This is a genomic window from Bauldia sp. (assembly GCF_020442045.1).
Lineage (GTDB): Bacteria > Pseudomonadota > Alphaproteobacteria > Rhizobiales > Kaistiaceae > Bauldia.
Map to the genome: position 1 here is coordinate 1 of NZ_JAGRLA010000141.1, position 22,715 is coordinate 22,715.

The window sequence follows — 22,715 nt, forward strand, 5'->3', positions numbered from 1 at the left end:
TATCGGGCCGAGCGCAGCTATTCGATCGCTTCGTCTCCGGAGCGCATGGCGATCGAGCTGGTCATCGAGCGCCTCGATGACGGCGAGGTCTCGGCCTTCTTCCACGACGTGGCCGAGGTCGGTGACGCGATCGAGATTCGCGGACCGATCGGCGGTCATTTCAACTGGTCGCCGGGCGATCCCGGTCCGGTGTTTCTGGTCGGTGGCGGCTCGGGCGTCGTGCCGCTGGTGTCGATGCTGCGCCGCCGCGCATCCGCGGCCCCGGACGAGCGATTCACGCTCGTCTATTCCGCGCGGACCTGGGACGAGGTCATCTTCCGTGAGGAGCTCTTGCGCCGGGCGCGGGAGGAGGATGGCCTCGCCCTGATCCTGACCCTGACCCGCGAGCCGTCACCCCTCGCCGGCGTGAGGTCCGGTCGCGTCGACCGGATGATGCTCGCCGAGGCGCTTGCCGGTTTCGGAGAGATGATGCCGGCGCTCACTTTCGTCTGCGGCTCGAATGCCTTTGTCGAGGTGGCGACGGTGCTGCTGCTCGAGCTGGGGGTGCCCTTCGAGACGATCCGCACCGAGCGCTACGGCGGCGCCCTCGCCGAAAATGCCATGGGCGGGGTTCCGGACAGCTAGGCGCCCGCGCGGCGCGGCGTTTACCTCTTCTCGCGGACGGGCGCCGCGTTGTAGGATTTCCGCCCCTTCGATCGCCTTCGACGCGATTCCAATCCACCTCGCGGCCGTCTGTGCCCGATCCAGACCCGGAGACAATGAATGCCCAAGACCGTTCTCTGCTATGGCGACTCCAACACCTGGGGCGCCGCTACCGTCTCGCGTCCCGACGATCGCTATGCGCCCGACGAGCGGTGGCCGGGCATAGTGCGCGAGGCGCTCGGGGCCGACTGGCTGGTGATCGAGGAGGGTCTGAACGGACGCACGACGATTTCCGATGATCCGGTCGAGGGCGCCGAGAAGAACGGCCGTACGTATCTCGGTCCCTGCCTGCAGAGCCACCGGCCGCTCGACGTCGTGGTCATCATGCTCGGCACCAACGACCTCAAGGCGCGGTTCGACAAATCGCCCCAGGAGATCGCGGATGGCATCGGCGTCCTCGTCGACATGGTCAAGGCGGCCGGCGCAGGTCACTCGGGAGGGACGCCGCGGATCATCGTCGTCTCGCCGGCGCCGACCCGCGAGGAGTTTCCGATGCATGCCGAGATGTTCGTCGGCGCGGAGCCCAAGTCGAAGAAACTGGCCGGCTTCTATCGCGCCCTCGCCGAAGACCGCGGGGTCGAATTCTTCGACGCCGGCTCGGTGATCGAATCGAGCTTCCATGACGGCTTCCATCTCGACCCGGAAGCCCACAGCGCGCTCGGCATCGCCATCGCAGCGGAGATATTGCGGGACTAGGCAAAGGTCCGCCGCCGCCCGCTCGACGAAACGGCGTCTCGCCCGCCGTTGCGCCGCGCGCGCGACAACCCCGCGGTCCCCGAGCTCTGCTTCACCTTTCGGATAGCTTTGCCGCCGATACTGCGCGAACGCGCATTGCGGCGGGCAGGGCATGTATTCGCACGTTTCCTCGAACGACCAGACGGAGAATCTCGACTTCGTCAATTCCGCGAGCTGGCTCCTGTGGTCGACGATCGCGCCGCTCTGGGGAACCTACAGCGCCTACGGCAAGGACGGTTCGACCCCCTGGATCGAGATCCAGACCGACGCCGGGCCGATCCGCCTCAACGGCGTCGACTGGGCCTATCACAAGGGCGCGGCGCCGACCGACAACGCGACCACCCGCTTTCTCCAGGTCTCGGCGACCGCCTATATCTCGGTGTCGCGAGACGATTCCGTCGATTCGGTCTTCTCGCACACCCACCAGACGAGCTTCGACAACGTCTACGGCAACGGCACCAGGCCGGCCCTCGACGGGATTCTCTGGCAGCATCCGATCAACATCATCAGCCAGGTCTCCAAGCAGCGCGTCGACGGGACCAGGTTCGGCGACGTCATCACCCTCAACAACCAGGGGAGCGAGGCCTACAGCAACAACGGCAAGGATACGGTCCATGGCGGCCTCGGCGACGACAAGATCGCCGGCGGCAACGGCGGCGACACGCTGTTCGGCTCCGGCGGCCAGGACCATATCGACGGCGGCAACGGCCGCGACACCATCTATGGCGGCGACGACGATGACGAGATCCACGGCGACGCCGGCAACGACGTCGCCTATGGCGGCGACGGACAGGACACGATCTTCGGCGAGACCGGCAAGGACAAGCTCTATGGCGGCGAGGACGACGACCGGGTCTTCGGCAGCGCCGATCGCGACAAGATCTATGGCGGCGGCGGTCAGGACAAGATCTATGGGGACGACGGCAACGACAAGCTGTTCGGCGATGCCGACAATGACGAGGTCTATGGCGGCAGGGGCAGGGACAAGATCATCGGCGGTCTCGGCCAGGACAAGCTCTATGGCGACGCCGGGCCGGACACCATCTTCGGCGAGGACGACAACGATCGCCTCTATGGCAGCGGCGGGGACGACCGCCTCTATGGCGGCATCGGCCAGGATTTCATCAACGGCGACAACGGCAAGGACAGCCTCTTCGGCGGCGCCGACAATGACGACCTCAACGGTCTCGCCGGCAAGGACAAGCTGGTCGGCGGCGTCGGCCAGGACGATCTCGACGGCGGCAGCGGCAAGGACCGGCTGAAGGGCGGGGCCGACAATGACCGTCTCGACGGCGGCAGCGAATCGGACGTGCTGTCAGGCGGCGGCGGATCGAACCAGTTCGTCTTCTCGACCGGACTGTCGGCGAAGAACATCGACCGGATCACCGACTTCAAGGTCGGCTTCGATTCTCTCGAGCTGTCGCACAAGGTCTTCGGCGCGCTCCCGGTCGGCGCGCTGCCGGAATCGGAATTCCACAAGGGCGCGAAGGCTCAGACATCCGACCAGCACGTCATCTACGACGCGAAGCAGGGCCTGCTGGTCTACGATCAGAACGGCAGCGCCAAGGGCGGCGACCAGGTCTTCGCCAGGCTCGACAAGAACCTCGACCTCGGCCACTCGGATTTCCTGGTCATCTGACCCCGGTCTTCAGGGCAGGACCAGGATCGCCCGGAAATCGTTGACGTTGGTCAGCGTCGGGCCGGTCATCACCAGATCGCCGAGCTTGGCGAAAAGCGAATAGCAGTCGTTGGAGTCCATCAGCGCCGGCACGTCGAGGCCGAGTTCACGCGCCCGCGCCAGCGAATCAGGGGTGACGATCGCACCGGCATTGTCCTCGCTGCCATCGATCCCGTCGGTGTCGGCGGCAAGCGCGTGGATGCCGGCGGCGCCGCCAAGGCCGAGCGCCAGCCCGGTGAGGAACTCGACATTGCGGCCGCCGCGACCGGTGCCACGAACCGTCACCGTCGTCTCGCCGCCGGAGAGCAGGACGGCGGGCGCGGCGACCGGCTGGCCGTGGGCGCGGGATGAAAGCGCGATTCCCGCCATCGTCCTGCCGACCTCGCGCGCCTCGCCCTCGATGGCGTCGCCGAGAATCAGTGGCGTCACGCCGGCGTCGCGGGCGACCCGCGCCGCGGCCTCGAGGCTGGCGAGCGGTGACGCGATGATCACCGACGACGCGTTGCCGAGCCGCTCGTCGCCGGGCTTCGGTGTCTCGTCGGCGGCCGCGGCGAGATGGGCGGCGACCGCCGGTGGCGGCGTGATGCCGTAGCGCGCGATGATTGCGCGGGCGTCGGCGAAGGTGGTCGCGTCGGCGACGGTCGGGCCGGACGCGATGACGCTCGGGTCGTCGCCCGGAACGTCGGAGATCAACAGGCTGACCATGCGGGCGGGCCAGGCGGCGGCGGCCAGCCGTCCGCCCTTGATCGCCGACAGGTGCCTGCGCACCGTGTTCATCGCCGTTATGTCGGCGCCTGAGGCAAGCAGCGCGCGATTGACCGCCTGCTTGTCGGCGAGCGTCAGTCCGTCGGCCGGCAGCGCGAGCAGCGCCGAGCCGCCGCCGGAGATCAGGCAAAGCACCAGGTCGTCCGGGCCGGCCTCGCCGACCAGCCCGAGGATGCGGCGGGCGGCGTCCTCGCCCCGCGCGTCGGGCACCGGATGCGACGCCTCGACGATCTCGATCCGCCGGCACGGCACCCCGTGTCCGGTGCGGGTAACGACCAGTCCTCCGAGCGGTCCCTGCCAGCGATCCTCGAGCGCCTTCGCCATCGCGGCCGAGGCCTTGCCGGCGCCGACGACGATGGTGCGCCCGGCCGGCGGCGTCGGCAGGTTCGGTGGCACCACCCTGTCGGGAAGCGCCGCCGCCACGGCGGCATCGAGAAGCGCGGTCAGCAATCCGCGCGGATCGTCGACGGCGGTCATTGCCGTATGGCGGTCAGCGCGTGGATGATGCCGGAAAGCTCGGCGAGGCCCTTCAGCCGCCCGACATAGGAATAGCCGGGATTGGCGTTGCGGACCGGGTCGGCGTGGAGCAGATGGCCGTGGTCGGGCCGCATCGGGATGGCGCTGTCCGCCCGGCCCTCGTCGCGGCGGCGATCCTCCTCGTCGAGGATCGCGGCGCAGAGCGAGACCATGTCGGCGCCACCCTCCAGATGCTCCGCCTCGTGGAAGATGCCGGGAGCCTCGATCGTGACATTGCGGAAATGCAGGAAGTTGATGCGCGGCGCGAAGGCGCGGATCATGTCCGGCAGGTCGTTGTCGGCGCGCGAGCCGTAGGAGCCGACGCAGAAGGTCAGCCCGTTCGCCGGGCTGTCATAGGCGTCGAGCAGTGCCGCGACATCGCTCTCGGTCGAGACGATACGCGGCAGGCCGAAGAGCGGGAAGGGCGGATCGTCCGGATGGATGCCGAGCCGGATGCCGCTTTCCTCGGCGACCGGCACCACCTCGTTGAGGAATTCCGTCAGGCTCTGCAGCAGCTCGTCGGGGCCCATCCGGTCATAGACCCCGAGCAGGTCGGTGAATTTCGCCCGGTCATAGGCGAAGTCGGATCCCGGCAGCCCGGCGAGGATGATTCGCTCCAGCTCCTCCTTGCGCTCCTCGGACATGGAACGGAAACGGGCCTCGGCCTCGGCAAGCACCGACGCCTCGTAGTCGCCGTCGGCGCCGCTCCGCTTGAGGACAAAGACGTCATAGGTGGCGAAGTCGATGATATCGAAGCGCAGCGCCAGGCCCGATTTCAGCGGCCAGGCGAGGTCGGTGCGCGTCCAGTCGACGATCGGCATGAAGTTGTAGCAGACCGTATCAATGCCGGCCCGGCCGAGGGCCCTGAGCGTGTCCTTCCAGACGTCGACGTCGTGACGCCAGTCGGCGGTCCGGGCCTTGATGGCATTGGTCACCGGGATGCTCTCGACGACCGACCAGCGCAGCCCCTCGGCCTCGATCAGCGCCTTGCGCTCGGCAATCGCGTCGTCGTCCCAGGCGGTCCCGCCGGGGATCTGGTGGAGGGCGGTGACGATGCCGGTGGCGCCCGCCTCGCGGATATGGGCGAGCGGGATCGGGTCCTTCGGTCCGAACCAGCGCCAGGTCTTCTCCATCAGGATGTTTGCTCCATTTCGTGCTTCCAGGGCGGGTCGGCGCCGGGGCGCGAGGCGGTGATCGCCGCGGCCGCGGCCGCGTAGCCGAGCTGGGTGTGGAGTTGCGAATCGGTCAGCGCGCGGATCGCGTCCTTGCCAAGCAGGCCATCGCTGTCGAGCCTGGAAAGCAGCGCGGCGGAGAAGGTGTCGCCGGCGCCGATCGTGTCGGCGACCGTGACCTTGACCGCCGGCACGCTTGCCGTCGCGGTCCGGCTCAACGCCGTGGCCCCACCCGCGCCGCGGGTCATGATCACGAGGCCGGCTCCCTTGTCGATCCAGCGTGCGGCGAAGGTTTCGAAATCCGAATCCGGCGCCATCCAGGCCATGTCGTCATCGCTGAATTTGACGATGTCCGACATCCCGGCCAGGCGGTCGAGACGCGCGAGGTACGCGTCGCGATCGTTGATCAGCGAAGGCCGGACATTGGGGTCGAAGGAGATCACCCGGTTCGGTGCTTCCCTGCGGACCAGCGCCTCGACGGTCGCACCACAGGGCTCGGCCATCAGGTAGATCGAACCGGTATGCAGCGCGGTCACCTCGGCCGGCAGCTCCGGCAGCTCGGCCTCGACAAGCATCCGGCCGGCCGAGCCCTCGTCGAAGAAGGCATATTTCGCATGGCCGTCGGTTAGCGAGACGAAGGCCAGCGTCGTCGGCCGGTCGCTCAGCACGCAAAGGCTGGTGTCGACATTGCTGGCATGCACGGCATTGAGCAGGCTGTCGCCGAAGAAATCCCGCGAGACGCCACTGAGCAGCCCGGTATGGGTTCCCAGGCGGCCGAGCGCGACCGCGACGTTGAAGAGCGACCCCCCGGCGAAAGGCTGGAAGACGGATGCGCCGTCCTCGCCTTTCCTCGGCAGGAAATCGATCAGTGTCTCTCCACAGCAAACGATCATGGCGCCGAATACCTCTCCTCGCTGATCCCGTTCGCCTAGCAGATAACCGGCTATGTTGTCTCTTTGAAGAGCAGATTGCTGTCGCGGGTGAAATGGGCGAGCAGCGGCAGGCAGGCGCCGCCGACGGCGCGCGCGGTGGTGCCGACGCTGCCTTCGACGATCTTCGCGGGTGACAGGCCCTGCCTGTCGAAGCGCTCGACCCTGGCCGCCACCCGCTCGACGATCCTGGCGCGGATCGCGGTGGGAAAGGCGCCGTCGATCACGATCGCCTCGAAATCGAGGACCGACGTCGCGGTCACGGCCGCAAGCGCGAGGCTGTCGCCGGCTTCGTCGATCCAGTTGTTGAGAATTTCGCCGAGGTCGCCCCAGTCACCGGGCGACAGCCAGAGGACGGACGGGTCGCGGCCGGCCTCCGCCAGCCGGTTCTGCAGCACGTAGATCGAGGCATGGCGGATGAGCTGCTGCATCATCGGCATGCCGTCGTTGCCGGCGGTGGTGATCGGCATCGAACCGATGGCGCCCGCATTGCCGTCGCGGCCGGGATACAGGCTGCCGTTCAGGACAATGCCACCGCCGGCGAAGGAGCCGACGAAGACATAGAGGAAGTCGAGATACTGGCCGGGATTGCCGAGGACCAGTTCCGCGCCGCAGGCGGCGGTTGCGTCGTTGCACAAGGTGACCGGCCATGGGCATATCCTGCCGATCTCCCGCGCGATGTCGAAGGTCCGCCAATGGTCGAGCACGTCGCGCGGTGCGCCGACCTGCTGGAGCCAGCTCCGCAATTCGAAAGGCGCGGCAATGCCGAGGCCGGCGATCCTGCCGGCATCGCCATCGCCAAGTCTCGCGACCAGTTGCCGGATGCCGCGGTCGACGAAGGCCGCGATCGCCGCGGGCGTCGGGTAGTCAAAGGGCCCGTGAATGAAGTCGCGAACCGTCCCGACAAGGTCGAGGAGAACCAGGTCGCAGCTCCTGCGTCCGATCTTCAGTCCGACCGAATAGGCGCCGTCCGGATTCAGGGCAAAAGGCACCGAAGGCTGGCCGACCTTGCCACGGCGGCGGTCGCGCTTGACCACCAGCCCGTCGCGCTCCAGCTGGCGCATGATCACGGTGATGGTTTGGGGTGACAGCCCGGTCTGGCGGGCGATTTCGGCCTTGGGCAGGCTCCCGTGCTTGCGGATCAGTGACAGGACCAGGCGCTCGTTATAGAGGCGGACGCCGGTCTGGTTCGTGCCGCGTGACAGGTCCGTGGCGCTCGGTCTTGCCGCATCCGCGGCGGCGCCATCAGTCATGGTCGGCATCTCGAATCCGTCGCGGCTCTCTGCCATTCGCGATTCTCCCATCGCGTCAAAATTCCCGCCGCGGCGCCGGAACGATGGTGGCCTGCCGGCGGGCTGTCAATAAGTAAATCGGATCGATTTATTATTGACACAAAGCGGGGCTTGGTGTCGTCTCCAAGTGTCGGCGGTTGGGAGCGACGCTGATCACCGACAAGCCGGTCGATGGCGTCCAGTCGATTGGCACGAAGGAGGGCCTGTCGCTTTGTTGGGGCTGATTTGGTTTTGAAATCGGCTTACACTGAAGGCTGAAGGGCAGCCTGCGGGCTGCTCTTTCTGTCCCTGCCGGGAGGAACGCGGCAGGGGACACGGGGGTCAAGGGGGGAAAATGACCAACACAACCGATAACCGGCATGGTCCGGCGGAGTTCGAACAGGTGTTGCCGGGAGCGGCGGATGCCGTGGTCTTCGAGGAGGAGGGCCGGTCGCCGATAAAGCGCCTCCAGCAGTTTCTCCACGCCTTTCCGACGACCATTCCCTTCATTGTCCTTCTGATCGGCGTCATCGTCTTCACCACCCTGGTGGGCGATCGGTTCTTCCACCCCTTCAACCTGTCGCTCGTCCTGCAACAGGTGACGATCATCGGCACGCTCGGCATCGCCCAGACGCTGATCATCCTCACCGCCGGCATCGATCTGTCGGTCGGCGCCATCATGGTGCTGTCGTCGATCGTCATGGGCCGGCTGGCGGTCGTCAACGGCGTTCCGGTAGCCCTTTCCTTTCCGCTTGGATTGCTGGCCGGCATGGCCTGCGGCTATGTCAACGGCATATTGGTGACCCGCCTCAAGCTGCCGCCGTTCATCGTCACCCTCGGCACCTGGAGCATCTTCGGCGCGCTGATCCTCTTCTATTCGCGCAGCGAGACGCTCCGTCAGCAGGACGTCGAGTCGGCCGCCGCGATGCTGCAATGGACCGGCACCGCGATCCCGATCGGCGCCGCCCGGATCACCTACGGATCGATCCTGATGCTCGTCGTGGCGGGGATCATCTGGTACGTGCTCAACCGAACGGCCTTCGGGCGGCACATATATGCGACCGGCGACGACCCGGACGCCGCGCGACTGGCGGGCATCAACACCAACCGGACGCTGATGGCGGTCTATACGCTTGCCGGCCTGATCTGCGCGATCGCCGGCTGGATACTCATCGGCCGCATCGGCGCGGTCAGCCCGCTTGCCGGCCAGACCGCGAACCTCGATTCGATCACCGCGGTGGTGATCGGCGGGACCAGCCTGTTCGGCGGTCGCGGCTCGATCATCGGCACGCTCGTCGGAGCCTTGATCGTGGGCGTGTTCCGCAACGGTCTGGCGCTCGCCGGCCTCGACGCCTTGTGGCAGGAATTCACCGTGGGCGTGCTGATCATCGTCGCGGTTGCCATGGATCAGTGGATCAGGAGGATCGCGGTATGAGCGAAGCTGTCAGCCCCGTCCTGCAGGCGCGCAATGTCGTCAAGCGTTACGGGCGCGTCACCGCGCTCGATCACACCGACTTCGATCTCATGCCGAACGAGATCCTCGGTGTCATCGGCGATAACGGCGCCGGCAAGTCGACGCTCATCAAGGTGCTCGCCGGCGCGGTCCAGCCGGATTCCGGCGAGGTCAGGCTGGAGGACAAGCCGGTCCATTTCCGCGGGCCGGAAGACGCCAGGGCCGCCGGCATCGAGACGGTGTATCAGGACCTGGCGCTGGCGCCGGCGCTGTCGATCGCCGACAACATGTTCCTCGGCCGGGAGGTCCGCAAGGGCGGGCCGCTCGGCAAGTGGCTGCGACTCCTCGACCGGTCGACCATGCAGCAGAAGGCGCGCGAACAGCTGAACGCGCTGGGCCTGCTGACCATCCAGAATATCCGCCAGCAGGTGGAGACTCTCTCCGGCGGCCAGCGCCAGGGCGTGGCGGTGGCGCGGGCGGCGGCCTTCGGCAGCCGGGTGATCATCATGGACGAGCCGACCGCGGCGCTCGGCGTCAAGGAATCGCGCCGCGTGCTGGAGCTGATGATGGAGATCAAGAAGCGCGGGCTGCCGATCATCCTGATCAGCCACAACATGCCGCATGTCTTCGAGGTCTCCGACCGCATCCATATCCACCGGCTCGGGCGGCGGATCGCGGTGATCAATCCGCGTGACTATTCGATGTCGGATGCCGTGGCGATCATGACCGGCGCGATGGAGCCGCCGAGCGCGGAACAGCAGGCGGCCTGATTTCGGGTCACTGCTCCGAGCTTTTCGCGAAGCCCCATTGCGCTGCGCATGCGTCGACGAACTTCCGTGCTTCAACAGTCGTCGCCGTCGCGTCGGCACCGCTTACACTGCGTTCCAACTGGTAGTCGGCGACATCTCGATCCGTTCGGGCGCGACTGAGTGTCTTTCCCGAGAGCCCAAGGAAGCCTGGTTCGTTTTCTATCAACCTTCCGAAGTGTTCGATGATGTGCTCGTGGCTCTTCGGCACGTCCTTGCGCTTGCCAATGCCGCCAGCGGCCAGGAGCGCGGCTGCGGCGCAATGGTGCATGGCGTGATAGGCTGAATGTGCGCAGGCATTAGGCGCCTTGCCCCAAGACGACAAGCTCTCGGCTTCCTCCAATGCACCACCGCCTTATCGAACTCCTGTTGCATGAGCGCTGATCGTTCGTCGTCACTCAATGGTATGACAGGTAATTTTCGCGGCTTCTTTGCGTGCTTCTTCTTTGGAGGATGCTTCATCGCGACGCGCCTCATGAAACGGCGATCCCTTCGCGGGCGATCCTGTCGACCAGCGGATGCTGGCCCAAAGGCCGTAGATATTGAGAGGGTATCGCTATCGATATGAACACCTCGAAGAATATGCGGATAAGCAACATCCGAGAGCATATGATCCACGTTACGTCGGTCGTGAAGATCATTCACAAAGACTGCGACATCGTAATCTGAGTCGCGACGCGCATCGCCGCGAGCGCGCGAACCGAACGACACGACTCCCGCGATTCTTCCGGGTAGCGCCCTCCGGACTTCACGACTGAAAGTTCGAAGGCTTTCGACTGCTTGACCAGAGACGACGTCGAAGAGGTTGCGGGTGAGGGTGACCATTGGACGAAGGCTGATCCTCGCATGTTGCCGCTTCAATATGCTCACGCCGTTTCAGGATATGCAATTCCTCACGACAAGATCGAAGAACGCCTCCGGTGCAAGCTTTCGTTAGGGGCGCGCGTGGCAATGTAGACGGCCGGTGCCGCGCGGCCCGGCATGTCCAATGCCGAGCCCAGGTCCTTGAAAATGCTCGATGCCGGCGTCATCCGGAGCAATGATCAGCGCGATCCGGTCGCCGCGGGCGGCATACGTCCGTGCGGCGTCGACGATATTCCGGCCGTCGCGCGGCTGTTCCAGACGACCTTCCAGCAAGGTCGGAAAGCCGGCGGTCAGTCGCTGGAGCTCCATCTCCGGCGCGAGCTGTTCGAGCATCCCTGGCAGGATCCCCGGCTTCCATCGCTGGTCTTCGAAGGCGCGGATGGCGCCGTTGCCGGCTTCATCGCCGTCAGGCCGCATCGCCTGCTGCTCGACGGCGAACCGGTTCTCGCCGCCGTCGGCGGAACGCTGATGGTCGACAAATCCGTCAGCAACCCGCTGATGGGCGCCCGCCTCCTGCGCTCATACCTGAACGGTCCCCAGGACCTCTCCTTCAGCGAAACCGCCAACGAGATATCCCGGTCGATGTGGGACAGGCTCGGTGGCCGGACCGAGCCGGCCTACAGCATGGAATGGCTGCGGATCCTGCGGCCGGCGGCGATGGCGGTCGATGTCCTGGCGACGAAATCCCGCGCCGCGACCGCGGTCGCTCCCCTTGCAAGGCTGTTCGATCGCGGTGCCGCAAGACTCCGCGCCAATCCGCTGCCGGTGGACCCCTCCCGCGACCGGGGCGAGGAGGTCGGCGAATCGGATTTCGTCGATGCCGTCCTGCCGCTATCCGCGACCTATCCGCTGCGGCCGGACTGGAATCGCGAGAGCCTCTCCTGGTTCGTCGGACAGGCTTCCGAGAAGGAGCGGTTCGGTCCGCCGGTCCGCCGGATCGTCCGCGATCGCAAGGGGCGCCCGGTGGGGGCCTACCTCTATTGCGTGCAGCCCGGCGCCATTGCCTTCGTCCTCGACATATTCGCGGCGCCGAAGGCAGCGGAAGAGGTGGTCGACGACCTGATCGCCGATGCCTGGCGCCGCGGCGCGATCGCCGTCAGGGGGCGGGTCCAGCCGGAGCTCGCCGATCTTTTGCTGCGGCGCAAGGCGGTCTTCGTCCATGCATCGTCGATGGTCGTCCACACCCGGCGCGCCGAGCTGCTTGCCGCTATCCACAGCGGCGACGCGTTAATAACCGGGCTCGCCGGCGAGACCTGGTCGGCGCTTATCGGGGGGCTGTTTTCCTAATGTAGACAGCGCGTTCCGTCTCGAGCTCTGTAAGCATAAAATATTCGTTAACCCTAATATTTGCGATTGAAAGCTAATATTTACGCTTTCCTTTGATTGAGTTTGTAATACCGAGGACGTGGCACTAACCTTATTTCTCCAGGTTTCCTGCCGGTTATCACTTGTTTACATTTTGAAAGCGTCTCCTGATGTGCGGTATCGCCGGTTACTTCGGTCATCTACAGTCGCACGAGCCGCCGGAGCTGATGCTGCGCCGGATGGCAGGCGCGATCCGCTATCGGGGGCCGGACGAGAGTGGCATCCATGTCGAGCCGGGAGTCGGGCTCGGCCATGCGCGGCTGTCGATCATCGATGTCGAATCCGGCCAGCAACCGATGACCAGCGACGATGGGGATGTCGTCGTGACCTTCAACGGCGAGATCTTCAATTTCATCGAGTTGCGCGACGACCTGATCGCCAGGGGGCATCGCTTCCGTACCGACTCGGACACCGAGGTGATCATCCGCGCCTATCAGGAGATGGGGCCGGATTGCGTCACCGCCTTCAACGGCGATTTCGCCTTCGCCCTGTGGGATCGGCGCGCCCGGCGCTTCATGCTGGCGCGCGACCGGATGGGGGTGCGTCCCCTTTTCTACGCCTGGCGGGGCGGGTGCCTCTATTTCGCCTCGGAGGCCAAGGCCCTGTTCGAGGTACCGCAGATCCGGCCGGAGATCGATCCCGTCGCCATCGACCAGACCTTCACCTTCTGGTTCCCGCTGGCGCCGCGAACCGCCTTCAAGGGCGTCTGCACGCTGCCGCCGGGCCATGTCCTCGTCGCAACGCCGAGCGAGATAGCGGTACGCCGCTACTGGCAGCTCGACTATCCGGATGCTGACGACAGCGACGCCCTCGACGGCCGTTCCGAGACCGACATCGCCGAGGAAGTGCGGTCGCTGCTGACCGACGCGACGCGGATCAGGCTCCGCTCGGACGTGCCGGTCGGCGCCTATCTCTCGGGCGGGCTCGATTCCTCGATCATCGCGGCGACGGTCCATCGCATCGTGCCGGAGCGCCTGCGCACCTTCTCGGTCACCTTCGACAGCGCCGAGTTCGACGAGAGCGCCTTCCAGATGGAGATGGTGAGCGCGCTCGGTACCGATCACATGGCGGTGCCCTGCCGCGGCTCCGACATCGGATCGATGTTCCCGGAGGTCGTGCGCCACACTGAACAGCCGATCGTCCGGACAGCGCCGGCGCCGCTTTTCGCGTTGTCGAAGCTCGTCCGTGACAGCGGCTTCAAGGTCGTGCTGACCGGCGAGGGGGCGGACGAGGTCTTTGCCGGCTACGACATCTTCAAGGAGGCGAAGCTCCGCCGCTTCTGTGCCGCCCAGCCGAAGTCGCAGCGGCGGCACCTGCTCTTCCAGCGCCTCTATCCCTATCTGCCGGCGCTCAAGGGCCAGTCGCAAAGCTATCGCAGTGCTTTCTTCGGCGCCGGCCTCGACGCGGTCGACGATCCGCTCTTCTCGCACCTGCCGCGTTTCCAGTCGACGGCCGGTGCCAAGGCCTTCTACTCGGCCGAAATGCGCGAGGAGCTTCACGGCTATGACGCGCTGGACGACCTCCGCGCCCACCTGCCGGCCGATTTCCGCCGCTGGCATCCCCTGTCGCAGGCGCAGTATCTCGAAACTGCCCACCTCCTGCCCGGCTACATCCTCTCCGCCCAGGGCGATCGCATGTCGATGGCGCATGGGGTGGAAGGCCGCTTCCCCTTCCTCGATCACCGGCTCGTCGAATGCGCCGCGCGGATTCCGCCGCGGCTGAAGATCCGCGGCCTCCGGGAGAAGCATATCCTCCGCGAGGCGATGGCCGACATCCTGCCGCCTTCGATCGGCAGTCGCGTCAAGCAGCCCTATCGCGCGCCGGACAGCCCGTCCTTCCTCGGCGAGGGCGCTCCCGACTATGTCGGCGCGCGCCTGTCGCCGGCCGCGATCGCCGAGGCCGGATTCTTCGCGCCGCGCGCGGTCGACAAGCTGGTCGCCAAGGGCCGCGGCCAGGCATCCCTCGGCTTCCGCGACAACACGGCGCTGGTCGGGATCCTGTCCACGCAATTGCTCCATCACGCCTTTGCGCGGGAGGTCGCGGCGGCGCCTCCGGCGACAGCGGCGGCATAGTCAAACAGAGGCCGAGACAAGACATGTCCAACACCGAAATCGAAAGCCGCATCCGGCGGTTCATCGACGAGAATTTCATTTTCAGCGAGGATGACGCCAATCTCGACGGCGCGGCCTCCCTGCTCGACGCGGGGCTGGTCGATTCGACCGGCATCCTCGAGCTCGTCACCTTCCTCGAAAGCGACTTCGCGATTCAGGTCGCCGATGCGGAGATCATTCCGGACAACCTCGATTCGATCGACGCGATCGTCGCCTATGTCGCCGGCAAGCAGGGCGCGGCGTCGTCCGTCGCCGCCTAGGCACGGGCCGGTCGGACCATGCGGGTCGAGCAATTCCTCCGCGACAGCGCCCGGCGCCTGCCGGACAAGGTGGCCGTCGTCGCCGGCAGGGACCGGCTGAGCTACGGCGATCTCGACCGGATGTCGGATCGCCTTGCCGCCGGCATGCTCGGCCGGGGCGTGAGCCGCGGCGATCGCGTGGTGATCTTCACCGACAATTGCTGGGAAGCGGTCGTCTCGATCTTCGCCGTGCTCAAGGCCGGCGCGACCTTCGTCCCGGTCAATCCGTCGACCAAGGCGGAAAAGCTCGCTTTCATCCTCGAGAATTGCCGGGCGACGGCGATCGTCACCCAGGGCCGGCTGGCGACGATCGCCGCGCGCGCCATGATCGCGGCGCCCTCGGTGGATTTCGTCGTGCTGATCGGCGGCAAGGGGCCGGCGACGGCCGGCTCGCTCGGCTTCGAGGAGACGGTGGCCGGCGATCACATGCCGGCGTTGCCGCCGCCCGGCATCACGCTCGATCTCGCCATGCTGGTCTATACCTCGGGATCGACCGGCTTCCCCAAGGGCGTGATGATGACCCACCAGAACGTGGTGGCGGCGGCGGGTTCGATCACCACCTATCTCGACAGCCGCGAGGAGGATGTCATCCTCAACCTGCTGCCCATCTCTTTCGACTATGGCCTCTACCAGGTGCTGATGACGGCGATGGTCGGCGCCACGCTGGTGCTGGAGAAATCCTTCGCCTATCCGCAGGCGATCCTCAACCGGATGAGCGAGGAGAAGGTGACCGGCCTGCCGCTGGTCCCGACCATGGCGGCGATCCTCCTCCAGATGCGCGACCTCGCGCCGGGCAGCTTCCCGCATCTGCGTTACCTGACCAACACGGCGGCGGCGCTGCCGCCGACCCATATCATGCAGCTCCAGGTGCTCTTCCCCTTCACCCGGATCTACTCGATGTACGGGCTGACCGAGTGCAAGCGCTGCACCTACCTGCCGCCGGAGGACCTTGCCGAGCACCCCGATTCCGTCGGCATCGCCATTCCCGGCACGGAAGCCTATGTCGCCGACGAGGAAGGGCGCCCGGTCGCGCCGGGCATCGTCGGCGAGCTCCATATCCGCGGGCCGCATGTCATGCGCGGCTACTGGGAGAACCCGGATGCCACCGACAGGGCGCTCCGTCCCGGGCCCTATCCATGGGAAAAGGTGCTCCGCACCGGGGATTTCTTCCGCGCCGACGAGGAAGGCTTCCTCTATTTCATCGGCCGCAGGGACGACATCATCAAGACGCGCGGCGAGAAGGTCGCGCCGAAGGAGGTCGAAACCGCCCTCTACGGGCTGGCCGGCATCGCCGAGGCGGCGGTGGTCGGCGTCCCCGACCCGGTCCTCGGCCACGCGATCAAGGCCGTCGTCGCCCTGTCGCCGGGATCGCAGATCACCGAGAAGGACGTGCTCAGGCACTGCGCGGCCAATCTCGAGGACTTCATGGTGCCGAAGATGGTCGAGTTCCGGGATTCCCTGCCCAAGACGGACAGCGGAAAGATCAGTCGCCGGCTGATCGAGGAAGAGGTGATGGAGGCGGCGGAATGAATCACATGGCTGTCGAGGCGCCGTCCTTCGCGCCCCTGTCTCCCGAGGTCCTGACCCTCGATGCGGAGGCGGAGACCGCCCGTATCGCGGCATGGATGCGCGAACAGGTCGCCCGCCGGCTCCGCCGCCGCGGCGCCGTCGTCGGCCTCTCCGGCGGGATCGATTCGACCGTCACGGCGGCGCTCGCCGTCAGGGCCTTCGGACCCGAAAAGGTGCTCGCGGTGCTGATGCCCGAGAAGGATTCCGATCCGGAGAGCCTCAGGCTCGGCCGCGAGGTCGCGGACTGGCTCGGCATCGAATCGGTGGTCGAGGATGTCGAGCCGATCCTCACCGCCTCGGCCTGCTACGAGCGGCGGGACGAATTCATCCGCCGCCTCGTCCCGGAATTCGGCCCGGGCTGGGGCTGCAAGGTGGCGATCTCCGGTTCGCTGGAGGGCAAGGGCTACACCATCACCTATCTGGTCGTGCAGTCGCCGGACGGCGAGGTGCGCAGGCTGAGGATGCCGGTGGACGTCTATCTCGGCGTCGTCGCCGCGACCAACATGAAGCAGCGGGCGCGCAAGCAGCTCGAATATTTCCACGCCGACCGGCTCAACTACGCGGTGCTCGGCACGCCGAACCGGCTCGAATACGACCAGGGCTTCTTCGTCAAGAACGGCGACGGCGCGGCCGACGTGAAGCCGATCGCCCATCTCTACAAGAGCCAGGTCTATCAGCTTGCGGGAAGCCTCGGCGCGCCCGAGGAAATCCGTATGCGGCCGCCGACCACCGATACCTGGTCGCTCGCCCAGACCCAGGAGGAGTTCTATTTCGCCCTGCCGTATCGCGAGATGGATCTCTGCCTCTATGGCCTGGTCAACCGGCTGCCGGCCGAGAGCGTCGCGGCGGCCATCGGCCTGACGGCGGCCGATGTCGGGCGCGTCTGGCGTGACATCGAGGCCAAGCGCCGGACGACGCGCTACCTGCACGAGCCACCGCTGCTGGTCGAACCGGTCCTCGCGGAGGATGCCGGTACGCCACGGATCTGAGGGCGGACGGAGAAGGGAGAGAGAGCGTGCCCCGTATCGGCAGATCGGTGATCCATGCCGGCCTCGAAACGCTCTACTTCACGGGCGGCTACAGGCTCGCCCGGCCTTTCCTGGCCGGGATCGGCACGATTCTGACCTTCCACCGGGTGCGCCCGGCGCGGCCCGAGGGCTTCCAGCCCAACGGCTCGCTCGAGATCACGCCGGAATTCTTCGACGAGGTGATCACCCGGCTCGGCGCCGCCGGCTTCGACATCGTTTCGATGGATGAGGTCTACCGGCGGATCTCGACCGGCGATCACGGCCGCCGCTTCGTCGCGCTGACCTTCGATGACGGCTATCGCGACAATCGCGACCACGCCCTGCCGATTCTCCGCCGCCACGGCGTACCGGCGACCCTCTACCTGCCGTCGAGCTTCGCCGACGGGAGCGGCGAGCTCTGGTGGATCGAGCTGGAACGGGCGATCGCCGCGAGCGACCGCATCGCGGTCGAGCTTGACGGTGAGATGCGCCGTTTCGATACCGCGACGGATGCGGAGAAGGACGAGGCCTTCCAGACGATCTACTGGTCGCTGCGCGGCCTGCCGGACGAGCGCGACATGCGGGCGGTCTGCCGCGCGCTGGCGGTCGAGGCGGGTGTCGATGTCGGCGGCATCTGCCACGAGCTCTGCATGGACTGGGACGAGATCCGCGACTACGCGGCGGAGCCTCTGATCACCATCGGCGCACACACCGAAAGCCACATCATGCTTGCCAAGGCGGACGAGGATGCCGCCCGCGAGGACGTCGATATCGGCGCCCGCAGGATCAAGGAGCAGCTCGGTTTCAGGCCGCGCCATCTCTCCTATCCGGTCGGCGATCCCGGTTCCGCGGGCCCGCGCGAATTCGCCCTCGCCGCCGAGCTCGGCTTCGTCACGGGCGTCACCACCCGGCCCGGCGTCCTCTTTCCGGAACACCGGGAGCATCTGATGGCGCTGCCGCGGATTTCGGTCAATGGCGGCTTCCAGCGCTTCCGCCATCTCGACGTCCTGCTGTCCGGCGCCCCGACCGCGCTGCTCAACCGGTTCAGGCGGGTCGACGCCGCCTGAGCGCAATGGCGACCGGCCGAAAACGAGGCCTTGATCGACCGGGCGGATTGGCTAGGTTGCCGCCACCTCCGAGACAGATCCGATGTTCCAGCAAGTCTCCAGTTTCCGGCCACGGCGGGTGGCTTCCCGGTGATCCAGCTCGTTTCGGCCGGCATCCTCACCGCCGTCGTCGCCTTTGCCACGGCCTTTGCGATCGTGCTCGCCGGGCTCGATGCGGCCGGCGCGTCCCAGGCCGAGGCGGCGTCCGGGCTGTTCGTCCTGTCGGCTTTCACCGGGCTGATGAGCATCGCTTTCAGCATCCGCCTCAGGATGCCGGTCATGCTCGCCTGGTCGACGCCCGCCGCTGTCCTGCTGATCGCGACGGGCGCCCATGACGGCGGCTTCCCGGTTGCGGTGGGTGCCTTCATCGGCGCCGGTGTGCTGACCCTGATCGCCGGGATATGGCGTCCCTTCGGCCGGGCGGTCGCCGCGATCCCGATGCCGCTCGCCAACGCCATGCTGGCGGGCATCCTGCTCGATATCTGCCTCGCCCCGGTCCGTGCCGTCGCCGAGCTGCCGACCCTTGCCCTGCCGATCGTGCTTGCCTGGGCGGTGACGCTCCGCTTCGCGCGCTTCTATGCGGTGCCGGTCGCGGTGCTGGTGACCGCCGTCATGGTCGGCATCTCGACGCCGTTGCCGTCGGCGACCAGCATCGGGCTGCCGTCGCTGGTTCCGGTCATGCCGGTCTTCAGCTTCGACGTCATGGTCGGTCTCGCGCTGCCGCTGTTCATCGTGTCGATGGCGTCGCAGGCGATACCCGGCCTCGCGGTGCTGCGCGCCAACGGCTACCGCCCGGCGGTCGGGCCGATCTTCACCGCCTCCGGCCTGGTCGGCGTCGCCACCGCCTTTTTCGGCGCGCATTCCTATGCGCTGGCGGCGATCACCGCCGCCCTTGCCGCGGGACCGGAGGCGCATCCCGATCCAGCCCGGCGCTGGGTCGCCACCGTCGTCGCGGGCGTGGCCTATGTCATCCTCGGCCTAGGCGCCGCCTATGCCGCCGCCTTCGTCGCCCAGACTCCGCCGCTCCTCATCCAGGCGGTGGCCGGGCTGGCGCTGCTCGGCAGCATCGGCAGCTCACTGGCTTCCGCCGTCGCCGAGGAGGAGGTCCGCCTGCCGGCGGTGATCACCTTCATCACCACCGCTTCCGGCCTCTCCTTCTTCGGTGTCAGCGCCGCCTTCTGGGGGCTCGTCGCCGGTGGCGCGCTGATGGCGATCATGCGCTTCCGCGCGAAGCCGGCTTCGGAACGCCACCTGCCGCAATCCGAGGATATCTGAGCTGAGCCCGCGCCGCCGGGGCCGGCGGAGCGTCGCGCCGCCTAGAGCAGTCCACGCCTGGCGAGGTTCCGCATCAGCGCGGCCGTCCCGAACGTCCAGGGTTCGGCATCGGCCGAATGGACCACGGCGTTGGAGAGGCGGCCGAGCTTCGGCGAAGCGATGGTGACGATGTCGCCGACCTTGTGGGTGAAGCCCTCGCCGGGCACGTCGCGATCCTCGATCGGCGCGAACATGGTGCCGAGATAGAGCACGACACCGTCCGGATACTGGTGGTTGCGGCCGATCGTGGCGGCCATCAGGTCGGCCGGATCGCGGCTGATCCTGCTCATCGCGCTCGACCCGTCGAGCCGGTAGCCCTCGGGGCCGTCGACGGTCAGCCGGATTTCCGCGCGGCGAACGTCGTCGAGGCTGAAACGGTCGTCGAAGAGGCGGATGAAGGGACCGAGCGAGGCGCTGGCATTGTTGTCCTTGGCCTTGCCGAGGAGCAGCGCCGACCGTCCCTCGAAGTCGCGGAGATTGACGTCGTTGCCCAGCGTCGCGCCGACGATCTTGCCGGTCGAGGCGGTGACCAGCGCCACCTCCGGCTCGGGATTGTTCCAGCGCGAATCGGCCCGGACTCCGATCTCGGCGAGATGGCCGACGGCCGCCATCGACGGCGCCTTGGTGAAGACCTCGGCGTCGGGGCCGATGCCGACCTCGAGATATTGCGACCACATCCCCTTGCCGACGAGCAGCTCCTTCAGCGCCATCGCCTGGTCGGAGCCCGGCTCGAGCCGGGCGAGGTCGTCGCCGATCGCCGCCTGCATCTCGGTGCGGATCGCGGCCGCCTTGTCCGGCACGCCGCGCGCCTGTTCCTCGATCACCCGCTCGAGCATCGAGACGGCGAAGGTCACGCCGGCCGCCTTGATCGCCTGGAGATCGACCGGGGCAAGCAGCCACGGCTTCGACGGGTCGCGGGCGGCGCGCGGCGTATTGGCGAAGATCTCGCCGGCAAGGCCGACCGGTTCGCCGGAGGCGTCGCGGGCGAAGGCCGCCGGTTCCGGCATCTCGCAGAGGTCGCTCATCGTCGCGGCGGCGGCGCTGATGTCCACCACCTCGGCGCCGCGCAGCACGGCCACCGAGGGGCCGTCCCTGTCGGGACGCCAGACGCGGCCGACCAGGGTCGCCTCGTCCGAGTCCTCGGGCAGCGCGAATTCGGTGCTGGTTTCAAGTGGCATCAGGCGTTTCCCCGGTTCCGGTTCGTTGTCCCGGCATGTGTCAGCCTCGGGCGGGCCCCGTCAAGTCGCGGGGCTTGTCGCGGCGATCGGGCGCACCTTCGGAGGGTATCCGTCCTCGCCGCCGGGCAGCGAAAATATTCCGGCGCGGGCTACTTCTTGCCGAACCGGAAGGACGGTAGATTGCTCGCGGGCATGGGGGGTGTCCGCTGCCTCGACGGGGCCACCGCGAGGAGCATTCCAGAGGTACCAGCATGGGTAAGTTGATGGTCGCAGCCGGCGCCGCGTTCCTGCTTGCTGTCGGATCGGGCGGTGCATTCGCCGAGGAGATGCGTGGAAAGATTTCCGACATTGACGTGGAAGTCGGAGCCGTCACCCTCGACACCGGCGAGACCTTTTTCTTGTCCGAGGATGTCGATATCGACGCGCTCGAGATCGGCGAAAGCGTGACCGTCGAGTTCGAGGACGGAGACGATGGCGACCTGATCGCAACCTGGATCGAACCGGCGAACTAGACGCGGCCTGTCAGCAATCATGGTGCGGCGGCGGGCATTCCGCCGCCGTTTTCCTTTTCGGCCTACCCGGAACCGGCTATCGGGCGGGTCGCTTCCTGTCGACGTTGGGAAGGAAGACGGTGAGCAGACCGACCGCCGGCAGGAAGGAACAGACCTTGAAGACCGTGGTGATGCTGGTGTGGTCGGCAAGCACGCCGAGCGCCGCCGCGCCGAGGCCGCCAATGCCGAAGGCGAAGCCGAAGAAGAGGCCGGAGATCATGCCGATCCGCGACGGCAGCAGGGTGTGGCCCATGACGACGATGGCCGAGAAGGCGGAGGCGAGGATCAGCCCGATGATCATCGACAGCCCCACCGTCGCGTAGAAGCCGGCATAAGGCAGCGCGATCGTGAAGGGCAGGGTCCCGAGGATCGACACCCAGATGACGATCTTGCGGCCATAGCGGTCGCCGATCAGGCCGCCGGCGACGGTTCCGGTGGCGACCGCGAGGAGGAAGACGAAGAGCAGCACCTGGGACTGCTGCACCGAAACCCCGAAGCGGTCGATCAGGTAGAAGGTGTAGTAGCTCGTCAGGCTGCTCAGATAGATGAACTTGGAGAAGATCAGCGCCGTCAGGATGGCGAGCGCGACGAGGATGCGGACGGGCGGCAGGGCGTGCGTTGCCACGACCGGAATCCGTCCGCCGGTGCGATACGACGGGATCCGGTTCCGGTACCAGGTGCCGACGTTGAACAGGACGATCATGCCGAGCAGCGCCGCCACCGAGAACCAGGCGATGCTCGATTGGCCGAAAGGAACGATGATCAGCGCGGCGAGCAGCGGCCCGATCGCGGTGCCGACATTGCCGCCGACCTGGAAGACCGACTGCGCGAGGCCGAAGCGCCCGCCGGAGGCGAGGCGCGCCACCCGCGACGATTCGGGATGGAAGATCGCCGATCCCAGCCCGACCATGGCGGCGCCGACGACGATGACCCAGTAGGCATGCGCCACCGAAAGCAGGACCAGGCCGGCCAGCGTCGAGCCCATGCCGGCCGTCAGCGAATAGGGCTTCGGCCAGCGGTCGGTATAGAGGCCGATCAGCGGCTGCAGCAGCGAGGCGGTGAACTGGAAGGCAAGGGTGATGAAGCCGATCTGCGCGAAATCGAGATGGAAGGACTCCTTCAGGATCGGATAGATCGCCGGCAGCAACGACTGCATCATGTCGTTGAGGAAATGCGACAGGCTGATCGCGGTCAGGACCGCGACGGCGGTGATCTGGGCCGGGGCGCCCGGCTCGCTGGCTTCGGCGGTATTCATGTGTCGGGACGGCAATTTTCCCGCGAGGATGCGGAACAGGCAACCTATGGAGGCCCAATTCTAACCACA

20 protein-coding genes and 1 pseudogene are annotated in these 22,715 nt (G+C 66.9%); 13 read left to right on the forward strand and 8 right to left on the reverse strand.

The window, feature by feature from the left end; all coding sequences use genetic code 11:
- From KDJ86_RS15710 to KDJ86_RS15720, 3 genes are all read left to right on the forward strand, one after another.
- A partial coding sequence (locus KDJ86_RS15710; RefSeq protein ID WP_291747888.1) for an FAD-binding oxidoreductase occupies nucleotides 1–624 on the forward strand: 624 nt, incomplete at its 5' end.
- A 138-nt stretch (nucleotides 625–762) separates the two neighbouring features.
- Complete coding sequence (locus tag KDJ86_RS15715) at nucleotides 763–1,398, forward strand: SGNH/GDSL hydrolase family protein (protein ID WP_291747891.1); 636 nt, start codon at nucleotides 763–765, stop codon at nucleotides 1,396–1,398.
- 151 nt (nucleotides 1,399–1,549) lie between these two features.
- Nucleotides 1,550–3,076, forward strand: a complete 1,527-nt coding sequence (locus tag KDJ86_RS15720; protein WP_291747893.1) for a calcium-binding protein — start codon at nucleotides 1,550–1,552, stop codon at nucleotides 3,074–3,076.
- Nucleotides 3,077–3,085: 9 nt separating this feature from the next.
- On the opposite strand, the gene KDJ86_RS15725 is transcribed toward KDJ86_RS15720, so the two are convergent.
- Genes KDJ86_RS15725 through KDJ86_RS15740 form a run of 4 tightly spaced genes read right to left on the reverse strand, consistent with a single transcriptional unit; the run spans nucleotide 3,086 to nucleotide 7,750 of the window.
- The gene (locus tag KDJ86_RS15725; RefSeq protein ID WP_291747896.1) at nucleotides 3,086–4,357 is read right to left on the reverse strand and encodes a glycerate kinase type-2 family protein; all 1,272 of its coding nucleotides are present in this window, start codon (nucleotides 4,355–4,357) and stop codon (nucleotides 3,086–3,088) included.
- A complete protein-coding gene (gene uxuA, locus KDJ86_RS15730) occupies nucleotides 4,354–5,529 on the reverse strand; it encodes a mannonate dehydratase (RefSeq protein WP_291747899.1) in 1,176 nt (391 codons plus the stop codon). The genes KDJ86_RS15725 and uxuA overlap by 4 nt, the downstream gene beginning before the upstream one ends.
- On the reverse strand, nucleotides 5,529–6,461 hold the full coding sequence (locus KDJ86_RS15735; RefSeq protein WP_291747902.1) for a carbohydrate kinase family protein: 933 nt from the start codon (nucleotides 6,459–6,461) through the stop codon (nucleotides 5,529–5,531). The genes uxuA and KDJ86_RS15735 overlap by 1 nt, the downstream gene beginning before the upstream one ends.
- 50 nt (nucleotides 6,462–6,511) lie before the next feature.
- A complete protein-coding gene (locus KDJ86_RS15740; RefSeq protein WP_291747936.1) occupies nucleotides 6,512–7,750 on the reverse strand; it encodes an ROK family transcriptional regulator in 1,239 nt (412 codons plus the stop codon).
- Between the two features lie 373 nt (nucleotides 7,751–8,123).
- Between KDJ86_RS15740 and KDJ86_RS15745 the strand changes: the two genes are divergently transcribed.
- Both KDJ86_RS15745 and KDJ86_RS15750 read left to right on the forward strand, forming a co-directional pair.
- Entirely contained in the window at nucleotides 8,124–9,203 is a 1,080-nt protein-coding gene (locus KDJ86_RS15745; RefSeq protein WP_291747905.1) for an ABC transporter permease, read from the forward strand.
- Complete coding sequence (locus KDJ86_RS15750; RefSeq protein WP_291747908.1) at nucleotides 9,200–9,991, forward strand: ATP-binding cassette domain-containing protein; 792 nt, start codon at nucleotides 9,200–9,202, stop codon at nucleotides 9,989–9,991. The genes KDJ86_RS15745 and KDJ86_RS15750 overlap by 4 nt, the downstream gene beginning before the upstream one ends.
- 7 nt (nucleotides 9,992–9,998) lie before the next feature.
- On the opposite strand, the gene KDJ86_RS15755 is transcribed toward KDJ86_RS15750, so the two are convergent.
- Together KDJ86_RS15755 and KDJ86_RS15760 are read right to left on the reverse strand one after the other, a co-directional pair.
- On the reverse strand, nucleotides 9,999–10,370 hold the full coding sequence (locus KDJ86_RS15755) for a HEPN domain-containing protein (protein ID WP_291747938.1): 372 nt from the start codon (nucleotides 10,368–10,370) through the stop codon (nucleotides 9,999–10,001).
- Between the two features lie 275 nt (nucleotides 10,371–10,645).
- A pseudogene (locus KDJ86_RS15760) lies at nucleotides 10,646–10,852 on the reverse strand (nucleotidyltransferase domain-containing protein); the annotation flags it as partial.
- Between the two features lie 180 nt (nucleotides 10,853–11,032).
- On the opposite strand from KDJ86_RS15760, the gene KDJ86_RS15765 reads away from it, so the two are divergent.
- The 7 genes from KDJ86_RS15765 to KDJ86_RS15795 all read left to right on the forward strand — a co-directional run bounded on the left by KDJ86_RS15765 (nucleotide 11,033) and on the right by KDJ86_RS15795 (nucleotide 19,623).
- Nucleotides 11,033–12,178: a GNAT family N-acetyltransferase gene (locus KDJ86_RS15765; protein ID WP_291747911.1), complete on the forward strand. Its 1,146-nt coding sequence runs from the start codon at nucleotides 11,033–11,035 to the stop codon at nucleotides 12,176–12,178.
- Nucleotides 12,179–12,366: 188 nt separating this feature from the next.
- Complete coding sequence (gene asnB, locus KDJ86_RS15770; RefSeq protein WP_291747914.1) at nucleotides 12,367–14,328, forward strand: asparagine synthase (glutamine-hydrolyzing); 1,962 nt, start codon at nucleotides 12,367–12,369, stop codon at nucleotides 14,326–14,328.
- A gap of 23 nt (nucleotides 14,329–14,351) precedes the next feature.
- Nucleotides 14,352–14,627, forward strand: a complete 276-nt coding sequence (locus KDJ86_RS15775) for an acyl carrier protein (RefSeq protein ID WP_291747917.1) — start codon at nucleotides 14,352–14,354, stop codon at nucleotides 14,625–14,627.
- A gap of 18 nt (nucleotides 14,628–14,645) precedes the next feature.
- The gene (locus KDJ86_RS15780; RefSeq protein WP_291747920.1) at nucleotides 14,646–16,196 is read left to right on the forward strand and encodes a class I adenylate-forming enzyme family protein; all 1,551 of its coding nucleotides are present in this window, start codon (nucleotides 14,646–14,648) and stop codon (nucleotides 16,194–16,196) included.
- 5 nt (nucleotides 16,197–16,201) lie between these two features.
- Entirely contained in the window at nucleotides 16,202–17,224 is a 1,023-nt protein-coding gene (gene nadE, locus KDJ86_RS15785; RefSeq protein ID WP_521085303.1) for an NAD(+) synthase, read from the forward strand.
- Nucleotides 17,225–17,250: 26 nt separating this feature from the next.
- A complete protein-coding gene (locus KDJ86_RS15790; RefSeq protein WP_291747925.1) occupies nucleotides 17,251–18,309 on the forward strand; it encodes a polysaccharide deacetylase family protein in 1,059 nt (352 codons plus the stop codon).
- 129 nt (nucleotides 18,310–18,438) lie between these two features.
- Nucleotides 18,439–19,623, forward strand: a complete 1,185-nt coding sequence (locus tag KDJ86_RS15795; protein ID WP_291747928.1) for a benzoate/H(+) symporter BenE family transporter — start codon at nucleotides 18,439–18,441, stop codon at nucleotides 19,621–19,623.
- 41 nt (nucleotides 19,624–19,664) lie between these two features.
- Here KDJ86_RS15795 and KDJ86_RS15800 read toward each other — a convergent pair whose 3' ends face one another.
- Nucleotides 19,665–20,840 carry a fumarylacetoacetate hydrolase family protein gene (locus KDJ86_RS15800; RefSeq protein WP_291747929.1) on the reverse strand — a complete coding sequence of 392 codons (1,176 nt, stop codon included), beginning with the start codon at nucleotides 20,838–20,840 and terminating at the stop codon, nucleotides 19,665–19,667.
- A 251-nt stretch (nucleotides 20,841–21,091) separates the two neighbouring features.
- Here KDJ86_RS15800 and KDJ86_RS15805 point away from each other — a divergent pair, with 251 nt between their 5' ends.
- A complete protein-coding gene (locus KDJ86_RS15805; protein WP_291747931.1) occupies nucleotides 21,092–21,352 on the forward strand; it encodes a DUF1344 domain-containing protein in 261 nt (86 codons plus the stop codon).
- A gap of 76 nt (nucleotides 21,353–21,428) precedes the next feature.
- Here KDJ86_RS15805 and KDJ86_RS15810 read toward each other — a convergent pair whose 3' ends face one another.
- The gene (locus tag KDJ86_RS15810; RefSeq protein ID WP_291747934.1) at nucleotides 21,429–22,646 is read right to left on the reverse strand and encodes an MFS transporter; all 1,218 of its coding nucleotides are present in this window, start codon (nucleotides 22,644–22,646) and stop codon (nucleotides 21,429–21,431) included.
- Nucleotides 22,647–22,715 lie beyond the last annotated feature (69 nt).